Genomic DNA, 19,624 nt, shown 5'->3' with positions numbered 1-19,624 from the left:
TTTTAGATTGATTTTAATTATTGCTTAAAAATTTTGTTTTTTGATTGTTCATATTCGTTAATGTATTGTACACTTTCAATACCTACATTAACATTGTTTGATAATAGAGCCAAAGCTTTTTGTGTAGCTTTAAGCGCTTCTTCCGGACTATCATAGGTTCCTAATTCTGTCTTCGAAGCCACTTTATTAGTAGTGGTATTTTGTTCGCCGGCAAAATAATAGGCACCAATTCCGAGCATAATAACAGCTGAGGCTGCAATCGATAACCACGCTACGTTTCGTTTTTTAGTTTGTAGTGGAATTTCATACGTCGACTTCTGTTCTTTTGCTAGAGAGAAATAGCCAAACATAGGTTTGTACTGCTCCAAATGCTGCGCAACATTTGGTGAAGAAAAATATTCTTTTAATTGTTTTTCTTCGGCAATAGTTGTTTCTCCCTGAAAGTATTTTTCAATTATTTCTTCTATTTTATTTAGTTCCATAAAGGTGTGTATTTGTCATTGATTCTCTAATTTTTTTTCTCGCTCTCGAAAGTGCCACCCGAATTGCGGTTTCGTTCATATTCACAATTTTCGCAATTTCCTCAAATTCATACTCCTCAACATCCCGAAGCTGAATTAACAGCTGCATTTGTTCTGGAAGCTGATTTATAATTTTTTCAACCCATTCGAGACTATTTTCGTCTTCTAGTTTTTTGTCTAATTGAGGTTGACGATCTGTAAAATTATTATGAACAATCTGCAGGTTGCCGGCTCTTTTAGATTTTAATTGGTCGAGACAATAATTTTTAGTCATTGTCATGGCCAAAGCTTCGACGCTGTTATAGTTTTCTAGATTTTCTTTCTTGTTCCATAATTTCACCATTACTTCCTGAGTAGCATCTTCGGCTTCTTCAGTACTTGTAAGCAATCTTTTTGCCAGACGAAAAACTTTGTCTTTGAAAGGATTTATTAATTCTATAAATACAACTTGGTTCATTAAACTGATGGTTAATCGTTAGCTTATATATTCAAGACGAGGTACATTTAGATTTGTTACAAAAAAAAATAATTTTTTTTACGTAAAAAAAATACTGCTTTTTTGACGAAGCTAAAACTAAAGATACTACTTTTACATATATACCACTAAGAAACCCAAATGATATGAAAACAACTTTAAAGAGTATCCTTTTATTATTTTTACTTGCTTTTTCTTTGCATTCTTGCGAAGATAATGATGATGTTGCAGCGCCATCAGATTTACAAATCAATACTTTTATCTGGAAAGGATTGAATGAAGTTTATTTATGGCAGGCTGATGTTCCTAATTTAGCCGATAACCGTTTTGCTAACGAAAATGATTTCAATAATTTTTTACGAGGATATACTAAGCCGGAAGACTTGTTTGAAGATTTATTGAATAAACCCGAAAGTAAATATCCTAATGGAGGGGCCGTTGACCGCTTCAGCTGGATTGTTGATGACTATACTGTCTTGGAACAAGAATTAGGCGGTATTACAAAAAATAATGGTGTCGATTTTAGACTGAGCCTTATTTCTTCTGGTTCAAATGATGTTGTTGGTTTTGTTCGTTATATTATACCAAATTCTGATGCTTCTACAAAAGCCATTAAACGCGGTGACTTGTTTACAAGCGTAAACGGTACTAAATTGACGGTTTCGAATTACCAGCAATTATTATTAAGTCAAGACAGCTATACGCTAAATCTAGCGGAATATAACGGTAGTACTTTTGTTTTGAATGGAAAATCGGTTGCTTTAACGAAAACAGTTTTAGAAGAAAATCCTATTTTGATCAATAAAGTGATTAATTCGGGCAGTCATAAAATTGGTTATTTAATGTATAACGGTTTTTATGCTGCATACGATGATAAGCTTAACCAAGCTTTTGGCGAATTGAAAGCACAAGGAGCAACAGATTTAATTTTAGACCTTAGATACAATGGAGGTGGATCTATTACATCTTCAACTAGACTTGCAAGTATGATAACTGGACAGTTCGAAGGTCAGATTTTTTCTAAAATGGAATTTAATGCAAAGCAAATGAAAGGCTTAACCAGTGATGACTTAGAAAGTCTAAATGAAAGATTTGTTAATAATATTGATGGAAAAGCATTAAACAGTTTAAATTTAAATACAGTTTACATCATTACAACAGAAAGTACAGCCTCTGCCAGCGAATTAATTATTAACGGTTTGAAACCTTATATTAATGTAGTTCAGATTGGAGAAACTACTACAGGAAAAAATGTGGGATCGTTTACAGTTTATGATTCAGAAACTTTAACTACGAAAAAAGGAATCAACCCGAATCATAAATATGCTATGCAGCCTTTGGTTTTAAGAATCACCAATTCGGCAAATTTTGGAGATTACACTCAAGGTTTACAGCCAACATATCAGCAATATGAGCAGGTTAGTACTTTTGGAGTTTTAGGAGAAACATCAGAACCATACCTTAATCTTGCGATCTCAAAAATTACAGGAACAGCTGCTAAAAGAATTTTCAATGATTCAGAGCCAGAGCGTCCATACTTAACAGATTCTAAAATTATAAATGGATTGAAACATGGAATGTATCTTAAAACTGGACCAAAACTATTTTAATTACAATTCAAAATAATAAAAAAGGCTTTCAGAAATGAAAGCCTTTTTTCGTTAAAAAAACAAAAACTAATTCTAAATAGTTTAATCGTTAAAGTAAAAACCGTTTGATCCCGCTCCGGTTGCTAGTTCTTTTTGTAAATTTCCAGCTAAGTCGTAAATGAACGCTCTACTGTCTTTATCGAATTTTCCATCTGCAACGTAAATACGATTGTTTTCTACTGCAAATCCATATATATAACTTTCAGGGATTGTAATAATTGCTGTAGTTGAAGGTGCTGTAGCGTTAATGCCCATAACATAAACAGAAGTTCCTGCTGTATAGTAAATTTTATTGTCTTCAATATCCATAAGACCAACTCCAGCTAAACTGTCAGGGAATCCAATTTTAGAAACCGATTTGTCTGATAATTTTACTTTTACTAATTCCCCATTACCAGAAAAAGGTGCTCTAAGAATATATAAATTACCATTTTCTTCTTCAATACAATCTGCACTGTATCCAATTTCTACAGTTTCAACTGCTTTTGTAGCAATATTTACAATTAAAAGTTTACTGCTGCTGTTTGGTTCAGTGATGTATAATTTGCCATCTTCTAGAACTAATCTGTTTGCAGTTGCGTTTAATTCAATTTTTGATTCTACTTTATTAGTAGCTAAGTTAATGACAGCAACAAAATCATCAGTATCTCCTGTTGCAGGATTGATGTACGAATAAGTATTTGCGTTGGTAACATAAGCTTTTCCATCTTTCACCACACCATATCTTGGAGTTGCAAGACCTGAATCAATTTTTGCAATCAATTTAAAAGTGTATCTATTTACAACATTGATTACATTAGAACCACCTGCAATGATATAAGCTTTATCTCCGTCAAAAAAGATATTCTGTAAATATCCGCCAACCAAATCATTTCCGTTTTCTGCTTTATAAATGTCTTTTGTAAAAATACTAAAATCATTGCTAGAGAATGAAATACTTCCTACATCTGAACTTCCTTCATTCAAAATAAAAAAACCATTGTCATAAGCACCTTTTGGAGTGTCGTCATCATCGCTGGAACAAGAAACGAATAAAGAAATGCTTAACGCTATTAAAAGTAATTTACTGAACTTCATATATTAAAATTTTAAGGTTAAATACACATTGAAATTGCGACCTGGCATTGGTCTGTTTTCTAGGCTTTCGTAGTCTTTATTTAAAAGATTTAAAACCTGAAAACCTATTTTAAAAGAATCTAAAAATTTAAGATCATAATCGATTCCGATATTTGAAATTAAATAATCGTTTATAATTTCATCCTTACTATTATTAGCGGTTGTATAAACAAAACCGTTATAAAGAATTTGGTAGTAAGTGCTGATTCTATTTCTGGAATAGGAAACTGCTCCAGTTGCTTTATTAAAAGGAACAAAAAAGAGCTGGTTTTTGGTTTCTTCATCCTGAGATACGGTATAAGCATAAGTTGCGTTTATTGCAAAATTGTTTTTACCATAATTCTTTCTCCAGCTTACTAAAGTTTCAGTTCCATAACTGTTGACTTTATCTTGGTTTTGCGGTGTCCATATGCCGCCAGTTCCAGGCACCCATTGCAGCATGTCTTTTATTTTCATGTAATAAAAATTCTGCGTCCAAGTGAAATTTTTAAACGTAAATACATTTCCAATTTCTCCTTGATAAGAGCTTTCTGGTTTCAAGTTTGGATTTCCCCCAGTTTCCCAATACAAATCGTTATATGTTGGGATTCTGAAATTTCTGGAAATGTTGAGTTTTAAATTGTACCAATCGTTAAATTTATAGGTAGAACCAAAATTGAATAAAAGCGGCGATTTGTAGTTATTCGTAAATTCTTTTCTAACACCAATTTCATTTTTCCAATTACTGCCAATATCTTGTTTTAGCAATAAAGAAGCCGAACTAATTTCGCGCACGTGACTTCCAAAACTACTTCCATATCCATTTGTTCTGCTATAATCTACAATTCCATTGATTTGCGTTGATTTAGACAAACTATAATCCAAATCTAACTTTGTAATCAAGTTTTCGGTTTTTCCGTACGTAAAATTTTTAGAGCTGTTGTCGGCAAAATATTGATAGTTTTCGAAAATATAAGCTGTCTTGAAATTGGTTTTCAACTTTCCAAAATTTCCATCGTATTCAAGCAGGTTTCTGTTGAAACCATTTACGTACTTGCTTTTGGTTTCTGTTTCTACAATTAAAGATGTATTTCTGTCTGTATTTGAAGTCTGACTATACAGCTTTACAATATGGTTTTCGTTTACTTTGTAACCAACATTTGCATTCAAAGTAATAATGTCATACTGTCCGTTTTGGTTCCAGCGCTGTTCGCCTCTCCAAGTGTAGCGATTCAAATACTTATAATCGTTTGTGGAGCTGTTTTTACAAAAACCAATCTGAGTGCTCCATTTTTTATTGGAAATAGAAGTTTTATAATTGATCCCAATGGTATTAAAACTGCCGTAATCTAATCTTAAGTTATTTTCAAAACGATTTAAAAATGCTAAATCATTATTTAAGTGTACCGTACCTCCAATGGCACCGCTTCCGTAAATTACACTTCCGCCGCCGGCTTTAACACTAATAGAATTATAATCGGAACCCGAAATTGTATTAAAATCGGTGCTTCCGTTCATTTGAGAATTAATGTTTATTCCATTCCAAATTACTGCTGTCTGAGAAGAAGTCGTTCCTCTAAAAGAAACAGTCGAAAGCATTCCACGGCCGTATTCCTTAAAATATAAGGTAGAATTGAAATTTAATAAATCGGTTAAAAGTGATTCATTTTTATTGATAATGGAATCATTGAGTTTTAAAACAGATTGTGAAGCCGAGTATTTCTTTAAGTTTTTGTCTGAAACAAAAACTTCCTTTAAACTGGTAATAGAATCGCTCTGCGCCAAAACAATCTGGCACAACAACAATAGACAAAAAGCAAAACCTAATTTTTTAGTCATAATTTCTACACTCTTTTTCCCGAGAGCTCGATAATAGTTACAAAGGCAGGTCTCCTGGCTTGCGTCTTGTTGTTTACCTTCCCATCACGCAAGGCGTAACAGTGGCTTTGTAGTTAACAACAAGCATTCGTTTAAGAACTCAGCTTACAGTTGCGGGTACAGCTCAAGAATTTACTTGATTCCCTTTTAATGTGTTTATAAAAACACAACCTTAATTTGCTGCAAAGATAAAGTTAAAAATATTGAATATTCAAAATTTGTTTAGCTTTTCGGAGCAAAATGTAAAACTATATCGAAAATTAGAGTTTTATTTTAATAACTTGTCCGAAATTTACTTTGTTTTCAAAAGCCTTTTTCAAAGGTGTTTTGGTCTGGTGGCATAAAATACTTCTAATAACTCCTGCGTGAGAAACAATAATTACAGGGTTTTCGAGCGCTTCAATATCATTTAAAAAATCAGCAACTCTTAGGTGTAACTCTGTAAACGACTCACCATTTGAAACTTTGATATTTACAAAATCTTCCATCCACGGATTGAGTTGTTCGGGCGGAATTTCATCCCAGCTTTTTAATTCCCAATCTCCAAAATTCATTTCCTTTAGTCGCTCATCTTCCTGATACGAAATTGTATTTATCTTCTCTTGAATATGTCTAGCGAGAATTGAACAACGCTTTAAAGGACTGGAAAAAATCACTGCTTTTGAAGGTAATTCTGAGATAATTTGACTAAATATTTCATCAAAAGGCTCGGCAATCTCCACATCAGATTGCCCGTAACAGATTCCTTTTTCGCAGATGGTTTCGGTATGACGGACTAAATAAATTTCCATAAAAATAAAATACTTAGATAAAATACAACTTCGCAGACTTGCTGGGTTGCGCCCAAACAATCACCTGTGTAACCGCCAATCCATTTTTGGAAATAACGAGTCAAAAAGTATCTGGTAATAAATACAGGAATTACGGCTAAAATTAATTTGTAATCAAAATAAGAAAGTACAATAAAAGGAATTAAACCAAAAAAGAATGAGCCAAAAACTTCTTTCCAAGTATATTGTTTCGCAATGGGTTTACTTTTGCTTGAAGCATCTTCGCGAGCATATTCATGTGTAAAAATGATACTGATCGCTGCTAAACGACTTATAGAATGAGCAGAGATAAATAAGAGAAAAATTTTAAAAACGGCCATTGAATCATAAACTTGAAATAACAAAATAGATTCTGAAAGCAATCTGAATTTTAATAAAAAAAGCAAAACCAGTCCAATTGCTCCGTAAGCGCCAATGGCACTATCTTTCATAATCAGCAGGATTTTTTCTTTGGTCCAGCCGCCGCCAAATCCGTCGCATACATCTGCAAATCCGTCTTCATGGAAAGCTCCAGTTGTTAAAACGGAAATCACGATCGAACAAATCACAGCCGTTTCTGTATAAAGAAATTGAGCAAAGAGAGAATAAGCTAGGAAGGAGATACTTCCAACAATCCAGCCAATAAAAGGGAAATATCGTGTCGCTTTATTTAAATAATCAGGATGATGAGTTATGTTTTTTGGACATGGAATTCGAGTGTAGAACATTAAACAGGTGAAGAAAATATGTAGTTCTTTTTTCATTTATATTTGGATTTCATTTAGTATGTCATTTCGACGAAGGAGAAATCTCCGCAAGTAATTCCGCTCTAAAAGAGGCTCAACTTTGTGGAGCTTCTAACGGAGATTTCTCCTTCGTCGAAAAGACAAAAATGAGAATAAATCATAATGAAACATAATTATTTTTAGTAATTAGAATAATTACTATTTCCTAGTTATTCCAGCGCTTTCAAAACTAGCCATTTCATTCAAAAATGCCTCAGCCGATTTTAAAATAGGAAAAGCAATTGCACAGCCCGTTCCTTCGCCCAAGCGTAAATCAAGATTTAAAATGGGCTTGACATCTAAATATTCTAGAAGTTTGAAATGTGCTTTTTCTGCAGAACAATGACAGAAAACAGCATTTTGCTTTATGTTCGGGTTGATTCTAGAAGCGATTAAAAAAGCGGTCGTGCAGATAAAACCATCAACCAAAATCAGCATTTTATTTTCAAAGGCAGCCAGCATTCCGCCAGCCATTTGTATGATTTCAAAACCGCCAAAATAGGAAAGCTGTGAAATTAAATCGGCTTGACCGGAATAATTTTCGAGTGCTTTTTTTAGAATATTTTGTTTTAGAATTAATTTTTCATTTTCAACTCCAGTTCCTCTTCCAACACATTCCTCAATAGGATAATCAGTTAAGAGGCTCATTAAAACAGAAGCCGTAGAAGTATTTCCAATTCCCATTTCACCAAATCCAATACAGTTCGAACCTGTTTTTGCAATTCTTTGAACAATATCTTTTCCTTTATCAAAACACAATTGAACTTCGGTTTCGCTCATCGCAGGAACGTGTAAAAAAGACTGAGTTCCTTTTGCAATTTTGGCATCAATCAAATCTGCATTTGTTGGAAAATCATAATTTACACCAGCATCGACAATCGATAATTTAATATTATTTTGTTTGCAGAAAACATTAATTGCGGCACCGCCTTCGAGAAAATTTGTTACCATTTGTCGTGTAACATCTTGCGGATAATCGCTTACGCCATGATTAGCGATTCCGTGATCTGCAGCAAAAACGACAATATTGGGTTTTGCAATTTTAGGATTTAATGTTTCAAAAACACTTGCTATTTGAAAAGCCAAGGTTTCTAAAGTTCCTAAAGAACCAACCGGTTTGGTTTTTGAATCTATTTTTTCCTGCAGCAGTTTGTTGAAATCGGGTTTAGTTTCGATTTCATTTTTAGAATTTACTTCAAAATCAGAAATGTTTATTTGATGAATTTCTGTGATTTCAGCGCAGATCGGAGCTTCTGATTTTTGTTTCCAATGCAATTGCTGCAGCATTGGCTGATTATTATAATTTGTTGCTGGCTTTCCGATACAGAAATAACCAAGCGGTTCTATATTTTCAGGTAAATCAAGGATTTTTTTAAACTGATAATAATTCAGAATCGAAACCCAGCCCATTCCGTAACCTTGTTCAGTCAGCGAAAGCCAGATATTCTGAGCCGCACAAACCGAACTAAATTTCACAGCTTCATTACTGCCAATAGTCCCAATAGTAAATTGGTTTAAAACCGAACGATCATAACCAATAATAAGTCCGATTGGCGCTTCTTCAATTGCTTCTAATTTGAGCGATCGGTAAAGTTCTTTCTGCTCTGGATTATCGGTAAGTTCCTCGGCTTTTTTGTTGTAATCTAAAAATAGCTTTTTAATTGAAGTCTTTACTTCATCCGATTTAATAATGTAATATCTCGTAGCATCAGTTAAACCAACAGACGGCGCCCAATGTCCAGCTTGTAAAGCTTTTTGAATTACTTCATCAGGAACTTCATCAGTTGTAAAATGTCGGGTGTCGCGGCGTGATTTTAATATGTCTTCTAGATTGCTCATTTTAAATTCCAATTTTTTAAATTCCAAATTCCAAATTCGAAAATGGATAACATTCTAGTAAAGATAAAGCATAGCTTTGTAATTTTGATTTTAAAATTTTGAATTATCTTTCTAAGTTTTGGAATTTGGAATTTAAATTTTGGAATTTTCCCCTTTTATCTTAACCGGAATTCCCGAAACCATTAAAACTACCTCATCTGCATTTGAAGCCAGAAATTGATTCATCCAGCCTTGTAATTCGGTAAATTTCCTTCCGATTTCTGTACTAGCGTGAACACCCATCCCGATTTCGTTGGTCACAATAATTAGATTTGTATCTTTTTGACTTGCAATTGAGAGGAATTCTTTTTTAGCTTCTTCTAAGCTCAAATCGACATTATTTTTATGGTCGACAAAAAAGTTAGTCAGCCAAAGCGTTACGCAGTCAATTAAAGCTGTTTTACCAGAAAAATCAATTTCACTTAAAAATTTTTCTTTTTCAATATTATTCCAGCGTTCGTCTCTTTCCTGCTGATGGCGGTCTATGCGATTTTGAAAATCATCGTCCCATTTTCGAGCAGTTGCTACATATATGGGAGAATTAGAAAGTTTCAAAGCAATTTTCTGAGCATAACTGCTTTTTCCAGAACGCTCGCCGCCGGTAATTAGGTAAATCATTATAATGGTTGATTGTTAATTATTAATTATTAATTATTAATGGTTAATTGTTACTGGTTAATTGGGAAGAAGTCTACTTTTACTTAATTGGCTTTTTGATGTTTTAATGATGCTGGTTATTAATTTTAAAATTGAAACAGCATCATTGTTGATGTTTTCAAATTCTTTTTGATTTAAATAATCAGTTGCTTTTAACAATTCCAGCCAATAAATAACCTCATTAGCCTCTTTTTGCGCAACAGCAAATTTATGAATAAAATCACTTTTACTTTCAGCATGTTCTGCTTCTCGGATCATTGCGCCAATACTTGTTCCTGATCTAAGAAGTTGTTTGGAAAGTATAAATTCTTTTTTCTCACTGCTGAGATATTGATACAGTTTGACAATTCTGATTGCAAAATCAAAACTTTTATTTTTTACAATGTTGTTTTTCATAATTAACAACAAACAATTTATAATTAACAATTAATACGGGCAATGTCTGCAGTCATTTCCGCAGCAAGTTCCTCGTTTTAAGTGAAACCAAGTTTTGAAAACCATATTGCCATCTTCGGTGTAGTAATCAATGCCCTCGATTAATTTTTCTGTTTTGGGTAAAGATATGGCTTTATTTTTTAGAGCATTGTGAGGAGTAATAGTTTCAACGTAAGCCTCTATTTTGTCTTCGCAGGCTTCTTTGAAGCAGACTGGACAAAGACAGTCTCCGCCTTCAGAGAGATTGAAGATTGGCGGATAATCATTACACCAGCATTTATTTTCTATAGATATATCTCCACAGCTGAATTCAGATTCACAGCTTGAGCAAATTTTCATTTTTGTGGTATTCATGTTGTAAAGATACAATTGTTTGAATTTGTAAGAATAAAGGTAAACAAAAAAAATATAAAATACTTTACCTTTGTTTCATCCAAAACATAAAACATGAGACATTTATTACTTAAAATGATTTTTACAGCTTCTTTTTTTATTCTTATCGGATGTAAGAAGAATGAGAATGCAGCAATAGTAAAAGCGGAAAATGCAACCAACAGTATTGAATATGCGACAGGACTTTCTATAGTGAAATATGAGGACTATTCGGTTGTAACTGTCTCAAATCCATGGCCAAATGCTAATAAAGATTTCAAATATATTTTAAAAGAAAAAGATGCAAAGGTTCCAGACAGCCTTCAAACTTATACTACAGTTCAGGTTCCGTTATCTTCTGTCGTTGTGACTTCAACAACTAATATTCCCTTTTTAGAAATGCTTGAAGTGGAAAATAAATTAGTAGGATTTCCACATACCGATTATATTTCTTCAGAAAAAACAAGAGCTTTAATTGACAAAGGTTCTGTAAAAAACGTTGGACAAAATGAAAAACTGAACATTGAGCAGTTAATAGAATTATCTCCAGATTTGATTGTGACTTTTGGAGTTGACAATAATAATCCGATGCTGGATAATCTGAAAAAAAGTGGTTTAAAAGTTTTGATTCAAGGCGATTGGATGGAGCAGTCTCCACTTGGAAAAGCTGAATGGATCAAACTTTACGGTGCTTTATTTGGTAAAGAAGAGCAGGCAAAAGAGCTTTTTGATAAAATCGTTCAAAGTTACAATCAGGCTAAAAAATTAGTAGCAGATAAACCAGCTACGTCAAAAGTTTTGTACGGTTCGATGTATGAAGATGTTTGGTATGTTGCCAAAGGAAACAGCTGGGTTGCGCAATTTATGAGCGATGCTAAATCCAATTATTTGTGGGCAGATTTAAAAGGAACTGGAAGTGAAGGTTTATCTTTTGAAAAAGTTTTAGACAAAGCCAAAACTGCCAACATTTGGATTGCTTCTGGCTCATTTAAAAGTTTAGATGAACTGCAAAAAGCAAATCCGCACTACGGAGAATTCGACGCTTTTAAAAATAAAAGCGTTTATAATTTTGAAGGAAAATTGGGAGCAACAGGGGGTACCGTTTATTACGAATTGGCACCAAGCCGTCCAGATTTAGTTTTAAAAGATTATATCAAAATTTTCCATCCAGATTTATTGGCTAGCTACGAATTTACTTTTGCATCAAAACTGAATTAAATTGGCGAATAAAAAACGAAATACCATTTTATTTGTCATTTTGGCTTTGGGTCTTTTACTGATGTTTTTTGCAAGCATTAGTTTAGGATCTGTCCTTATTCCTGTAAAAGATGTTTTTGCAAGTTTAACCGGCGGTCATGTAGAAAAATCAACTTGGGAATATATTATTATCAATTATCGTCTGCCAAAAGCGATTACAGCAGTTTTAGTTGGAAGCGGACTTTCAATAAGCGGACTCTTAATGCAGACTTTATTTCGAAATCCGCTTGCTGGACCTTATGTTTTAGGATTAAGCTCTGGCGCGAGTTTAGGCGTTGCCTTTGTAATTCTTGGCGCAGGATTTCTGCCGTCTTTTTTAAGTGTAATTGCCTTGTCCTCATACGGAATTGTTTTGGCATCTACTTTAGGAAGTACATTAGTTTTGCTTTTAGTTTTGGTAGTTTCACAAAGATTACGAGATACCATGGCGATTTTAATTGTAGGTTTAATGTTTGGAAGTTTTACAACGGCTATTGTCAGTGTTTTAACGTATTTCAGCACAGCAGAACAATTACAGAAATTTACTTTCTGGTCAATGGGAAGTCTTGGGAATCTTTCGTGGTCAACAATTGGAATTTTAACCTTTTGTGTCGCAATTGGATTGCTATTAAGCGCCAATAGCATCAAACCGTTAAACGCATTACTTTTAGGTGAAAACTATGCTAAAAGCATGGGATTGAATTTTAAACGAGCAAGACTGATTATTATATTCGCCACCAGCATTTTGGCAGGAAGTATAACTGCTTTTGCCGGCCCAATTGCGTTTGTTGGCTTAGCGGTTCCTCATATTGCAAAACTGACTTTTCAAACTAGTAATCATACAATTCTATTTTGGAGTACTTTGTTTTTTGGTTCGATTATAATGTTGTTTTGTGATATTGTTTCGCAGATGCCAGGCTTCAATGTCACTCTTCCAATAAATGCAATAACATCTATAATTGGTGCTCCAGTTGTAATATGGCTTTTGGTAAGAAAAAGGAATTTTCAATAATTTTTTTAGCCACAGATTAAACAGATTGGCACAGATTTTTTTAATCATTTTAATCTCTTAATCTGCGACCAAAAAACTTAGAACCTTAGAACCTCAGTAACTTAGAATCTTAAAAAAAATGATAAGTATATTAAAGACATCAGATTTAAATATTGGATATAAATCCAAGAAAGGTCTTACGCTTATTGCTGAAAATCTAAATCTAAATTTAGCATCTGGCAAACTCATCACTTTAATAGGAGCCAACGGAATTGGAAAATCAACCTTACTGAGAACAATTACAGGAATTCAGCAGCCTTTATCTGGAAATGTCTATTTAAACGAAAAAAATATTTCCGACTATAAACCTTTAGAATTAGCGCAAAATTTGAGCTTGGTTTTAACGGAGAAATTACCTCCAAGTAATCTTTCTGTTTTTGAATTGGTTGCGCTTGGCCGTCAGCCTTATACGAATTGGGTTGATACTTTATCAAATGAAGATATTCTGAAAGTTCAAGAAGCTATGAAACTAACACAAATTGAACATTTAGCCTCAAAGAAGCATTTCGAAATCAGCGATGGTCAATTGCAGAAGGTTTTAATCGCCAGGGCTTTGGCACAGGATACACCATTAATTATTTTGGATGAACCTACAACTCATTTGGATTTACTGCACAAAGTTTCTTTATTCAAATTATTAAAGAAACTGACTCAGGAAACTCAAAAATGTATTTTGTTTTCTACACACGATATTGATTTGGCAATTCAATTAAGCGATGAAATGATTATCATGACGCCAGAAAATATTACTCAGGATCAGCCTTGTAATTTAATTTCAAATGGAAGTTTCAGCAATTTATTCAAAGACGAACATATTGTTTTCGATGCCGAAAAAGGGAAATTTATTGTAACATAAAAAGTACGTCTTCCTGCAAGGTTTTTCAAGACCTTGCATGAGATGCCATAGGTACTATTTCTTCAATCCAATTTGTCTCTTAGCTTCACCAACCACAAAAGCAACAGAATTCGCAATATTAAAACTGCGAATAAGCGGAGACATCGGAATCGTTAAATGATTTTCAAATCTCTCCATAAACTGCTTACTCAATCCAACGCTTTCTTTTCCGAAAACTAACCAGTCGCCATCTTGAAATTCATTCTCTAGATATGACTTATTAGAATGAGAACTCATTAAAAATACACGAGAATGATCTGGAATCTGTGCAATCCATTCTTCTACGTTTTGATATTCTGTAACATCAAGATGAACCCAGTAATCCAATCCAGAACGTTTTAGATTTTTGTCGTTAATTACAAATCCGAAAGGGTGAATTAAATGAAGACGACTTTCTGTACCAACACATAATCTTCCTATGTTTCCAGTATTATTTGGTATCTCAGGTTCTACAAGAACAACGTTTAACATCTTTTTGAGTTATGAATTATGAGTTATAAATTATGAGTTTTTCTAAAATTATCTAATTATCAAATTGCCACATTATCTAATTGTCAAATTGATCAACCTCAAGAACTTCTCCAGCTTTTAGGTTTTGCAAATATACGTTTCCTATTCTAACGCGAACCAGACGAAGAGTGGGAAAACCAACTGCAGCAGTCATTTTTCTAACCTGACGAAATTTTCCTTCGTTTACGGTGATTGAAGCCCAAGAAGTAGGGCCATGGCGCTCATCTCTGATTTTTTTGGCTCTTGGTCCAAAATCAGGAATTTCATTTACGATAAAAGCAGAACAAGGTTTTGTTTTGTATTTACCGCCTTCAAAACCAATTTCGACACCTTTTTGCAGTTCTTCAATTGCTTCTTGAGTAATTATGCCGTCAACTTGAACGTAATATTCTTTGTCAACTTTTTTGCTTCTAATTTGTTCACTTACTTTTCCGTCGGTAGTGAGTAAAAGCAAGCCTTCAGAGTCTTCATCTAATCTTCCAATTGCCATTGTTCCTTCAGGAAAATTATGCAATTCTCCCAAAAGCTTCTTCTTTCTTTTTAATTCATAAATAAATTGGCTTAAGTAACCGTAAGGTTTAAAAAGAATGAAGTGTCTGTGCATTTTTAATTTTTTGCAAAGATAGTTTCTTTCTTAAAATTAGAGCGGCAGTTAAGCATTATAATACTAATCTGCAAAATTGAATAAAAACAGTATAATCTTAAAATGTTGTAAATTAAGATAATAAATTATAAAGAACTTGCCTTAGAAACCAAAAGCAATGTTAAACCATTTAATTTTCCGACTTAGAATTCGTAATATTATAATAGAAACCAAAAAATATAACGATTATGGGAACAGATAATTTAGGAACAAAAAAAATAAACGGAACGCAGAAAGACATTGACGAATCTAAAGGAAAAAACGTTTCGCACGATAAAGATTTAAAAGATGCCAAACTGAAAAAAGAAATCGTAACCGATGCAGACGGCGATAAAAAAATAGTTGACCGAGCTCGAAATGAGAACGAAGATATTCAACAAAAAAAGCCAAAAGTATCGTCTGACAATCCAAATTCAAATCGCGGCGTAACATCTGAAGAAGAAGCAAAAAAGACAGTTGAGAATAAAGACCGAAATTCTGATATCACAGCCAACCGATATCCAAATTCTGATCCTGAAAGTCGGAAAGACCGCGGGAATATGAAATTAGATGAGGATGAATAATACAAAATTTTTTAGATTCAGATCATTTAAATATCAAATAACATAAGATTAGCGGTAAGAGTTAATGTTATTGTAAACTATTACGAAACCTTGAGTATCGTCGGAGATCTTCGTAAATTAGAACTACAAATTTAAATCTTAAGATTATGTCACTTTTAGAAAATAAAGTTGCATTTGTATCTGGCGGCGGTTCAGGAATTGGACGCGCAGTTGCAGAAGCATACGCTCGCGAGGGAGCAAAGGTAGTAGTATCTGATATTAATGTAGATCACGGTGAAGAAACCGTTAAAATTATAAAGGAAAATGGCGGAGAAGCTTTTTTTGTAAAAGGAGACTCGTCAAGCGCCAGCGATAATAAGCATATGGTTGAGGTGACAGTTTCAAAATACGGACGCCTTGACATTGCCTGTAATAATGCTGGAATGGGCGGACCTGCAAAGCCAACTGGAGAATATGAGCCAGAAGCTTGGGATAAAGTTATCGCATTAAATCTAAACGGTGTTTTTTATGCCTGCCGTTATCAATTGGAACAAATGGAGAAAAATGGCGGTGGAAGTATTGTAAACATTGCCTCAATACATGGGCAGGTTGCAGCTCCGCTTAGTCCAGCCTATACAGCTTCTAAACATGGAGTTGTTGGTTTGACAAAAAACATTGCCGTCGAGTATGCACAGAAAAATATTCGTTGTAATGCTGTTGGACCTGGTTATATTGAAACAGCACTTTTGAAAGATAATTTGAATAAAGATATGATGGACGCTGTCGCAGCAAAATCTGCAATGAACCGCTTAGGAACTGCAGAGGAAATTGCCGAATTGGTAGTTTTCTTGAATTCTGACAAATCATCATTTACAACGGGAAGTTATTTTATTGCCGATGGAGGTTATACCGCAGTATAGTCCTTTATAAATTCACTTTATGATAACAAAAAAAGGCTTCCAAAAATCTGGAAGCCTTTCTTATTGAAAATCTATTGAAATGATTTTCTCAATTGATCGAAATCAATTGTAATTGAATTAGTAAGCGTAAAAAAATAAGTTAGCTGCCATTTTTGTGTTTTTTGGGCTTGTTTACTTGTAGTTTCATCCCAAGGCGGGTAAACTCGTGTTGCTCTAATGCCTTCTTTGTTTTGGGTTGAAAAAACGCCCTTTTCTAATAATATATTTTTCGGAAAAATAAACATTCCCCAATTTTGTTCTTTACGGACACTTACTATCACAAAATCTATAGAATCTGAATAATCAAAAGGTTCAATTGTTCCAGATTTATTGCGTTTCCATAAAGTAACAAACTGACCTGTTTTTGTCGGTGTTATTTTTGCTTCTCTGTAACATATGTTTTTATCATTTAAAAGAAAACGGTAAGCGCTGTATTCTTCGCTTTCATCTTCTTTTTCAAGCTTTGTCAATGTCAGATCTGCTTTGTCAAAAACTTTTTCTTTTGCAGAAAATAAATCATTTGCAATTGATTTTGAATGTATTGGTGAGGAAGTGATTTTCATAAAAAATAAGAATTGATTTTTCCGAAAATTACTACAAATAAATTTTAGAAAGAAACATTTAATCCAAAATTTAATCCCCACTGAAACTGATTAAAAGATTGATTGTTTAAAGGATTGATATAGTAGTTCATAGCCGGTTCTACAAATACATTTGTCTTTTTGTAAACACGGTATTGAATTGTACTGCTCAAAGTAGAACCATAAACATAATCGTTTGCACTTACATTTTGACCAATAGAATTTCCGTCTAAAGCTACATTGTTAGAGATCAATTTACCAACAAAACCACCCGTATTCAAATTGATACTTGCCTTATTTCTATTGAAAACAGCATACGAGACCTCAAGCGGCATTTCTATATACCTTAAATTCTGATCCAATTTTCCTGTTTGGATATTATCGCTTTTTAAAGCTTCTTTAGTACTGTTTGATATAAAAAGATAGTCTGGATTACTGCCCACCATTGCAGCAGGACTATCAGAGGAAGACTGACTTGGAGCAAATAAAGCATTATTTTTAGCGCTTACATAAGAAACGTTTGCCACACTTTGTCCGAGCTCATTTATTTTTAAACCAGATCCAACAGCCCATTTTTTATTAATACTGTATTTCGTTTTAACTCCATAAGAATTGGATTGTTTAGAATCGTTTACATTTCCTAAAGTTTTCTCATTTCTTGTGTTCTCAGAGCTTGCAACTCCCGCAAAAACAGCAACAGCCCATTTTTCTTTTTTATCAATTAAATTGTTTTTTTTGTCTTTTTCTTCTTTTTTGGTTTCTGGAGATAAAATGCCTTTTTCTAAGTTTTGAAGTTCCGCAAGTTGTACAGAATCTTTTTTGCTCAAAACATTGTTGAATTTTAGGTTTTCCTTTCCAGTAGTACTTTTATCAGTTATTATTTTTCCGTTATTACTATTAATGCCATTTTGTTTTGAGGTATTACTGTTTACAGCGAAATTTTCATTTTTGTTTACAGCGAAATTTTCGCTGCTGGTAGTATTATTTAGTTTGGTATCAAAAATAGAATTCGAAAGCTGTTTTTTAGCTGTTGCATTAAATTTGCTTTCTTTTCCAAAAGCAATTCGTTCTTCAGCAATTCCTTTAACTCCAGTTTGTTTTCCATTTTCTAAAATAGATTTTTTTGAAGGTCTTCCGTTTGATTTATCTCTTATAGAACTAAAATCTTGAACTGCAAAAGATTGATTCGGAGCATTGCTTTGGAACTGTAAATTAGATTCAGAATACTTTTTATTGTTTTTGTTTTTTGAATTTGTATGAGCTACAGATGTTTCCTCTGGTTGATTGAATTGATTTTTTGCAGCAGCACCAATTACAGAATCATTAGTTTTTGTATGATTTTCTTCCTGTTGAATTGTTTTGTTTTTATCAGGATTATTTGTCTTTTCTTCAAGAACTACACGATTGTTCTCGAAACCTCCATTACCATTGTCAAAGTTTTTATTTTGTGGAGAAGAACTAAAATGTAAAATTGAGGGAAGAAGCAGCCCTAATAATAAGCATGCAGCAGCCGACCACCAAAGAATAACGCGTTTCTTCTTTTTAGGTTTGTCTAATTTTTCTTCAATTTGCCCCCACAATTCAGGAGGCGGAACACTCGAAAAGTCTTCCATTGATGAAAAAATATCTTCTATTTTATGCTTCTTCATGCTGTCTTAAAATTTTTTATACTCAAAATTCGCTTCTGTAAAATATGTTTGGCGCGATTTAAATTTGATTTTGATGTTCCTTCGGAGATCTTTAATAATTCGGCTATTTCTTTGTGTTTCATTTTTTCAAAAACATATAAGTTAAAAACCGTTCGATATTGATCTGGTAAATCCCGAATATATTCTAGAAGTTTTTCCTGTTCGATGGGAATTGCTTCTAGTTCTTCCTCTTCGATAAAATCAGTATCAGGATCAAAAACATCTAAAAAGAAACTCTCCTTTTTCTTTTTATTTAAAGTTTCGATGAGCTTATTAATGAAAATCCGTTTGAGCCATCCTTCAAAACTTCCTTCAAATTTGTACTGGTTTATTTTCTGAAAGACAATCACAAAGGCTTCTTGAAAGACATCTTTTGCATCATCTTCGTTTTTCATATATTTCAAACAGATACCATACAAAACAGGAGAGAACAACTGATAAATTTTCAGTTGTCCCTCTCTGTCATTTTTCATGCACAGTTTAATATATTTTTCTAACTCGTCTTTCAAAAAAGTGGTATTATTTGGTTTTGCAAAAATAGTTCTAAAAAGCTTATAAAACTATCTTTTAAAAATAGTACGAGCTGCGTCTTGGTTATTGCTTACAATTGTTAAGTTTTGATTGTCAAGGTTTTCTATTACGTAAGTTTTGCCTTCAAACGTAATTAGATCATGTTCTGACTGATCAATATATCCTATGCCTTTTTCTATCTTATAAGGGCTGATTCTAATTTCAACATTGTTTTTATAAGTGATCACTCTTCCATCTGGAGTAAAAATTATTTTCTTGGTAAAACCAATAGTTTTTGGTGTCGCCACATAAGGGTTTTTACCGCCGCATACAGATTTTTCCCAAATCCAAGTGTTTAAAATTGTACTGTTATTTACTTTAGTTGTATCTAATGAATAAAAACTAGTTAAAAGAAATAAAGCAGTAAAAGATAAAAAGAGTTTTCTCATGATTAA

General features: G+C 33.3%; 22 protein-coding genes and 1 riboswitch. Of the genes, 6 read left to right on the top strand and 16 right to left on the bottom strand.

The window, feature by feature from the left end; genetic code table 11:
* Window positions 1-17 precede the first annotated feature (17 nt).
* Together HYN86_RS00465 and HYN86_RS00460 are read right to left on the bottom strand one after the other, a co-directional pair.
* Window positions 18-482: a hypothetical protein gene (locus tag HYN86_RS00465; RefSeq protein WP_113676299.1), complete on the bottom strand. Its 465-nt coding sequence runs from the start codon at window positions 480-482 to the stop codon at window positions 18-20.
* Window positions 469-978 (bottom strand): RNA polymerase sigma factor, encoded by a 510-nt coding sequence (locus HYN86_RS00460; protein ID WP_113676298.1) that lies wholly within the window; start codon window positions 976-978, stop codon window positions 469-471. The genes HYN86_RS00465 and HYN86_RS00460 overlap by 14 nt, the downstream gene beginning before the upstream one ends.
* 164 nt (window positions 979-1,142) lie before the next feature.
* On the opposite strand from HYN86_RS00460, the gene HYN86_RS00455 reads away from it, so the two are divergent.
* Entirely contained in the window at window positions 1,143-2,606 is a 1,464-nt protein-coding gene (locus tag HYN86_RS00455; RefSeq protein WP_113676297.1) for a S41 family peptidase, read from the top strand.
* An 81-nt stretch (window positions 2,607-2,687) separates the two neighbouring features.
* On the opposite strand, the gene HYN86_RS00450 is transcribed toward HYN86_RS00455, so the two are convergent.
* The 8 genes from HYN86_RS00450 to HYN86_RS00415 form a co-directional block, all read right to left on the bottom strand.
* Window positions 2,688-3,722: a YncE family protein gene (locus HYN86_RS00450; protein WP_113676296.1), complete on the bottom strand. Its 1,035-nt coding sequence runs from the start codon at window positions 3,720-3,722 to the stop codon at window positions 2,688-2,690.
* A 3-nt stretch (window positions 3,723-3,725) separates the two neighbouring features.
* Complete coding sequence (locus HYN86_RS00445) at window positions 3,726-5,579, bottom strand: TonB-dependent receptor plug domain-containing protein (protein WP_113679811.1); 1,854 nt, start codon at window positions 5,577-5,579, stop codon at window positions 3,726-3,728.
* A 27-nt stretch (window positions 5,580-5,606) separates the two neighbouring features.
* Window positions 5,607-5,808: riboswitch (cobalamin riboswitch) on the bottom strand.
* 70 nt (window positions 5,809-5,878) lie between these two features.
* On the bottom strand, window positions 5,879-6,409 hold the full coding sequence (cobC, locus tag HYN86_RS00440; RefSeq protein ID WP_113676295.1) for an alpha-ribazole phosphatase: 531 nt from the start codon (window positions 6,407-6,409) through the stop codon (window positions 5,879-5,881).
* Window positions 6,394-7,191, bottom strand: coding sequence for an adenosylcobinamide-GDP ribazoletransferase (locus HYN86_RS00435; protein ID WP_113676294.1), 798 nt, complete (start codon window positions 7,189-7,191; stop codon window positions 6,394-6,396). The genes cobC and HYN86_RS00435 overlap by 16 nt, the downstream gene beginning before the upstream one ends.
* A gap of 180 nt (window positions 7,192-7,371) precedes the next feature.
* The gene (cobT, locus tag HYN86_RS00430) at window positions 7,372-9,051 is read right to left on the bottom strand and encodes a nicotinate-nucleotide--dimethylbenzimidazole phosphoribosyltransferase (RefSeq protein WP_113679810.1); all 1,680 of its coding nucleotides are present in this window, start codon (window positions 9,049-9,051) and stop codon (window positions 7,372-7,374) included.
* A gap of 132 nt (window positions 9,052-9,183) precedes the next feature.
* Entirely contained in the window at window positions 9,184-9,708 is a 525-nt protein-coding gene (gene cobU, locus HYN86_RS00425) for a bifunctional adenosylcobinamide kinase/adenosylcobinamide-phosphate guanylyltransferase (RefSeq protein WP_113676293.1), read from the bottom strand.
* 57 nt (window positions 9,709-9,765) lie between these two features.
* A complete protein-coding gene (locus HYN86_RS00420) occupies window positions 9,766-10,143 on the bottom strand; it encodes a four helix bundle protein (RefSeq protein WP_113676292.1) in 378 nt (125 codons plus the stop codon).
* 30 nt (window positions 10,144-10,173) lie between these two features.
* Window positions 10,174-10,521 carry a DUF5522 domain-containing protein gene (locus HYN86_RS00415; protein WP_230406407.1) on the bottom strand — a complete coding sequence of 116 codons (348 nt, stop codon included), beginning with the start codon at window positions 10,519-10,521 and terminating at the stop codon, window positions 10,174-10,176.
* Between the two features lie 108 nt (window positions 10,522-10,629).
* Between HYN86_RS00415 and HYN86_RS00410 the strand changes: the two genes are divergently transcribed.
* The 3 genes from HYN86_RS00410 to HYN86_RS00400 all read left to right on the top strand — a co-directional run bounded on the left by HYN86_RS00410 (window position 10,630) and on the right by HYN86_RS00400 (window position 13,697).
* On the top strand, window positions 10,630-11,772 hold the full coding sequence (locus HYN86_RS00410; RefSeq protein ID WP_113676290.1) for an ABC transporter substrate-binding protein: 1,143 nt from the start codon (window positions 10,630-10,632) through the stop codon (window positions 11,770-11,772).
* 1 nt (window position 11,773) lies between these two features.
* The gene (locus HYN86_RS00405; protein WP_113676289.1) at window positions 11,774-12,802 is read left to right on the top strand and encodes a FecCD family ABC transporter permease; all 1,029 of its coding nucleotides are present in this window, start codon (window positions 11,774-11,776) and stop codon (window positions 12,800-12,802) included.
* Between the two features lie 118 nt (window positions 12,803-12,920).
* Window positions 12,921-13,697 (top strand): ABC transporter ATP-binding protein, encoded by a 777-nt coding sequence (locus tag HYN86_RS00400; RefSeq protein ID WP_162789233.1) that lies wholly within the window; start codon window positions 12,921-12,923, stop codon window positions 13,695-13,697.
* Between the two features lie 54 nt (window positions 13,698-13,751).
* On the opposite strand, the gene HYN86_RS00395 is transcribed toward HYN86_RS00400, so the two are convergent.
* Window positions 13,752-14,207: a tRNA (cytidine(34)-2'-O)-methyltransferase gene (locus HYN86_RS00395; RefSeq protein ID WP_113676287.1), complete on the bottom strand. Its 456-nt coding sequence runs from the start codon at window positions 14,205-14,207 to the stop codon at window positions 13,752-13,754.
* Window positions 14,208-14,283: 76 nt separating this feature from the next.
* Window positions 14,284-14,850, bottom strand: coding sequence for a pseudouridine synthase (locus tag HYN86_RS00390; RefSeq protein ID WP_113676286.1), 567 nt, complete (start codon window positions 14,848-14,850; stop codon window positions 14,284-14,286).
* Between the two features lie 227 nt (window positions 14,851-15,077).
* Between HYN86_RS00390 and HYN86_RS00385 the strand changes: the two genes are divergently transcribed.
* Complete coding sequence (locus HYN86_RS00385; RefSeq protein WP_057117786.1) at window positions 15,078-15,452, top strand: hypothetical protein; 375 nt, start codon at window positions 15,078-15,080, stop codon at window positions 15,450-15,452.
* 146 nt (window positions 15,453-15,598) lie between these two features.
* Window positions 15,599-16,351 (top strand): SDR family NAD(P)-dependent oxidoreductase, encoded by a 753-nt coding sequence (locus tag HYN86_RS00380; protein WP_113676285.1) that lies wholly within the window; start codon window positions 15,599-15,601, stop codon window positions 16,349-16,351.
* Window positions 16,352-16,422: 71 nt separating this feature from the next.
* Here HYN86_RS00380 and HYN86_RS00375 read toward each other — a convergent pair whose 3' ends face one another.
* Genes HYN86_RS00375 through HYN86_RS00360 form a run of 4 tightly spaced genes read right to left on the bottom strand, consistent with a single transcriptional unit; the run spans window position 16,423 to window position 19,618 of the window.
* Window positions 16,423-16,953, bottom strand: coding sequence for a MepB family protein (locus HYN86_RS00375; protein WP_113676284.1), 531 nt, complete (start codon window positions 16,951-16,953; stop codon window positions 16,423-16,425).
* 44 nt (window positions 16,954-16,997) lie between these two features.
* Complete coding sequence (locus tag HYN86_RS00370; protein ID WP_113676283.1) at window positions 16,998-18,620, bottom strand: hypothetical protein; 1,623 nt, start codon at window positions 18,618-18,620, stop codon at window positions 16,998-17,000.
* On the bottom strand, window positions 18,617-19,168 hold the full coding sequence (locus HYN86_RS00365) for an RNA polymerase sigma factor (RefSeq protein WP_113676282.1): 552 nt from the start codon (window positions 19,166-19,168) through the stop codon (window positions 18,617-18,619). Before HYN86_RS00365 ends, HYN86_RS00370 begins: the two co-directional genes overlap by 4 nt.
* Window positions 19,169-19,219: 51 nt before the next feature.
* The gene (locus HYN86_RS00360; RefSeq protein ID WP_113676281.1) at window positions 19,220-19,618 is read right to left on the bottom strand and encodes a hypothetical protein; all 399 of its coding nucleotides are present in this window, start codon (window positions 19,616-19,618) and stop codon (window positions 19,220-19,222) included.
* Window positions 19,619-19,624 lie beyond the last annotated feature (6 nt).

Origin of the sequence: Flavobacterium fluviale, from assembly GCF_003312915.1 — a bacterium.
Lineage (GTDB): Bacteria > Bacteroidota > Bacteroidia > Flavobacteriales > Flavobacteriaceae > Flavobacterium > Flavobacterium fluviale.
This window is presented reverse-complemented; position numbering and strand designations above follow the sequence as displayed.

Coding starts and splice junctions, on each gene's coding strand:
- HYN86_RS00465 (WP_113676299.1), bottom strand. CDS start 482: ATGGAACTAAATAAAATAGAAGAAATAATTGAAAAATACTTTCAGGGA.
- HYN86_RS00460 (WP_113676298.1), bottom strand. CDS start 978: ATGAACCAAGTTGTATTTATAGAATTAATAAATCCTTTCAAAGACAAA.
- HYN86_RS00455 (WP_113676297.1), top strand. CDS start 1,143: ATGAAAACAACTTTAAAGAGTATCCTTTTATTATTTTTACTTGCTTTT.
- HYN86_RS00450 (WP_113676296.1), bottom strand. CDS start 3,722: ATGAAGTTCAGTAAATTACTTTTAATAGCGTTAAGCATTTCTTTATTC.
- HYN86_RS00445 (WP_113679811.1), bottom strand. CDS start 5,579: ATGACTAAAAAATTAGGTTTTGCTTTTTGTCTATTGTTGTTGTGCCAG.
- cobC (WP_113676295.1), bottom strand. CDS start 6,409: ATGGAAATTTATTTAGTCCGTCATACCGAAACCATCTGCGAAAAAGGA.
- HYN86_RS00435 (WP_113676294.1), bottom strand. CDS start 7,191: ATGAAAAAAGAACTACATATTTTCTTCACCTGTTTAATGTTCTACACT.
- cobT (WP_113679810.1), bottom strand. CDS start 9,051: ATGAGCAATCTAGAAGACATATTAAAATCACGCCGCGACACCCGACAT.
- cobU (WP_113676293.1), bottom strand. CDS start 9,708: ATGATTTACCTAATTACCGGCGGCGAGCGTTCTGGAAAAAGCAGTTAT.
- HYN86_RS00420 (WP_113676292.1), bottom strand. CDS start 10,143: ATGAAAAACAACATTGTAAAAAATAAAAGTTTTGATTTTGCAATCAGA.
- HYN86_RS00415 (WP_230406407.1), bottom strand. CDS start 10,521: ATGAAAATTTGCTCAAGCTGTGAATCTGAATTCAGCTGTGGAGATATA.
- HYN86_RS00410 (WP_113676290.1), top strand. CDS start 10,630: ATGAGACATTTATTACTTAAAATGATTTTTACAGCTTCTTTTTTTATT.
- HYN86_RS00400 (WP_162789233.1), top strand. CDS start 12,921: ATGATAAGTATATTAAAGACATCAGATTTAAATATTGGATATAAATCC.
- HYN86_RS00395 (WP_113676287.1), bottom strand. CDS start 14,207: ATGTTAAACGTTGTTCTTGTAGAACCTGAGATACCAAATAATACTGGA.
- HYN86_RS00390 (WP_113676286.1), bottom strand. CDS start 14,850: ATGCACAGACACTTCATTCTTTTTAAACCTTACGGTTACTTAAGCCAA.
- HYN86_RS00385 (WP_057117786.1), top strand. CDS start 15,078: ATGGGAACAGATAATTTAGGAACAAAAAAAATAAACGGAACGCAGAAA.
- HYN86_RS00380 (WP_113676285.1), top strand. CDS start 15,599: ATGTCACTTTTAGAAAATAAAGTTGCATTTGTATCTGGCGGCGGTTCA.
- HYN86_RS00375 (WP_113676284.1), bottom strand. CDS start 16,953: ATGAAAATCACTTCCTCACCAATACATTCAAAATCAATTGCAAATGAT.
- HYN86_RS00370 (WP_113676283.1), bottom strand. CDS start 18,620: ATGAAGAAGCATAAAATAGAAGATATTTTTTCATCAATGGAAGACTTT.
- HYN86_RS00360 (WP_113676281.1), bottom strand. CDS start 19,618: ATGAGAAAACTCTTTTTATCTTTTACTGCTTTATTTCTTTTAACTAGT.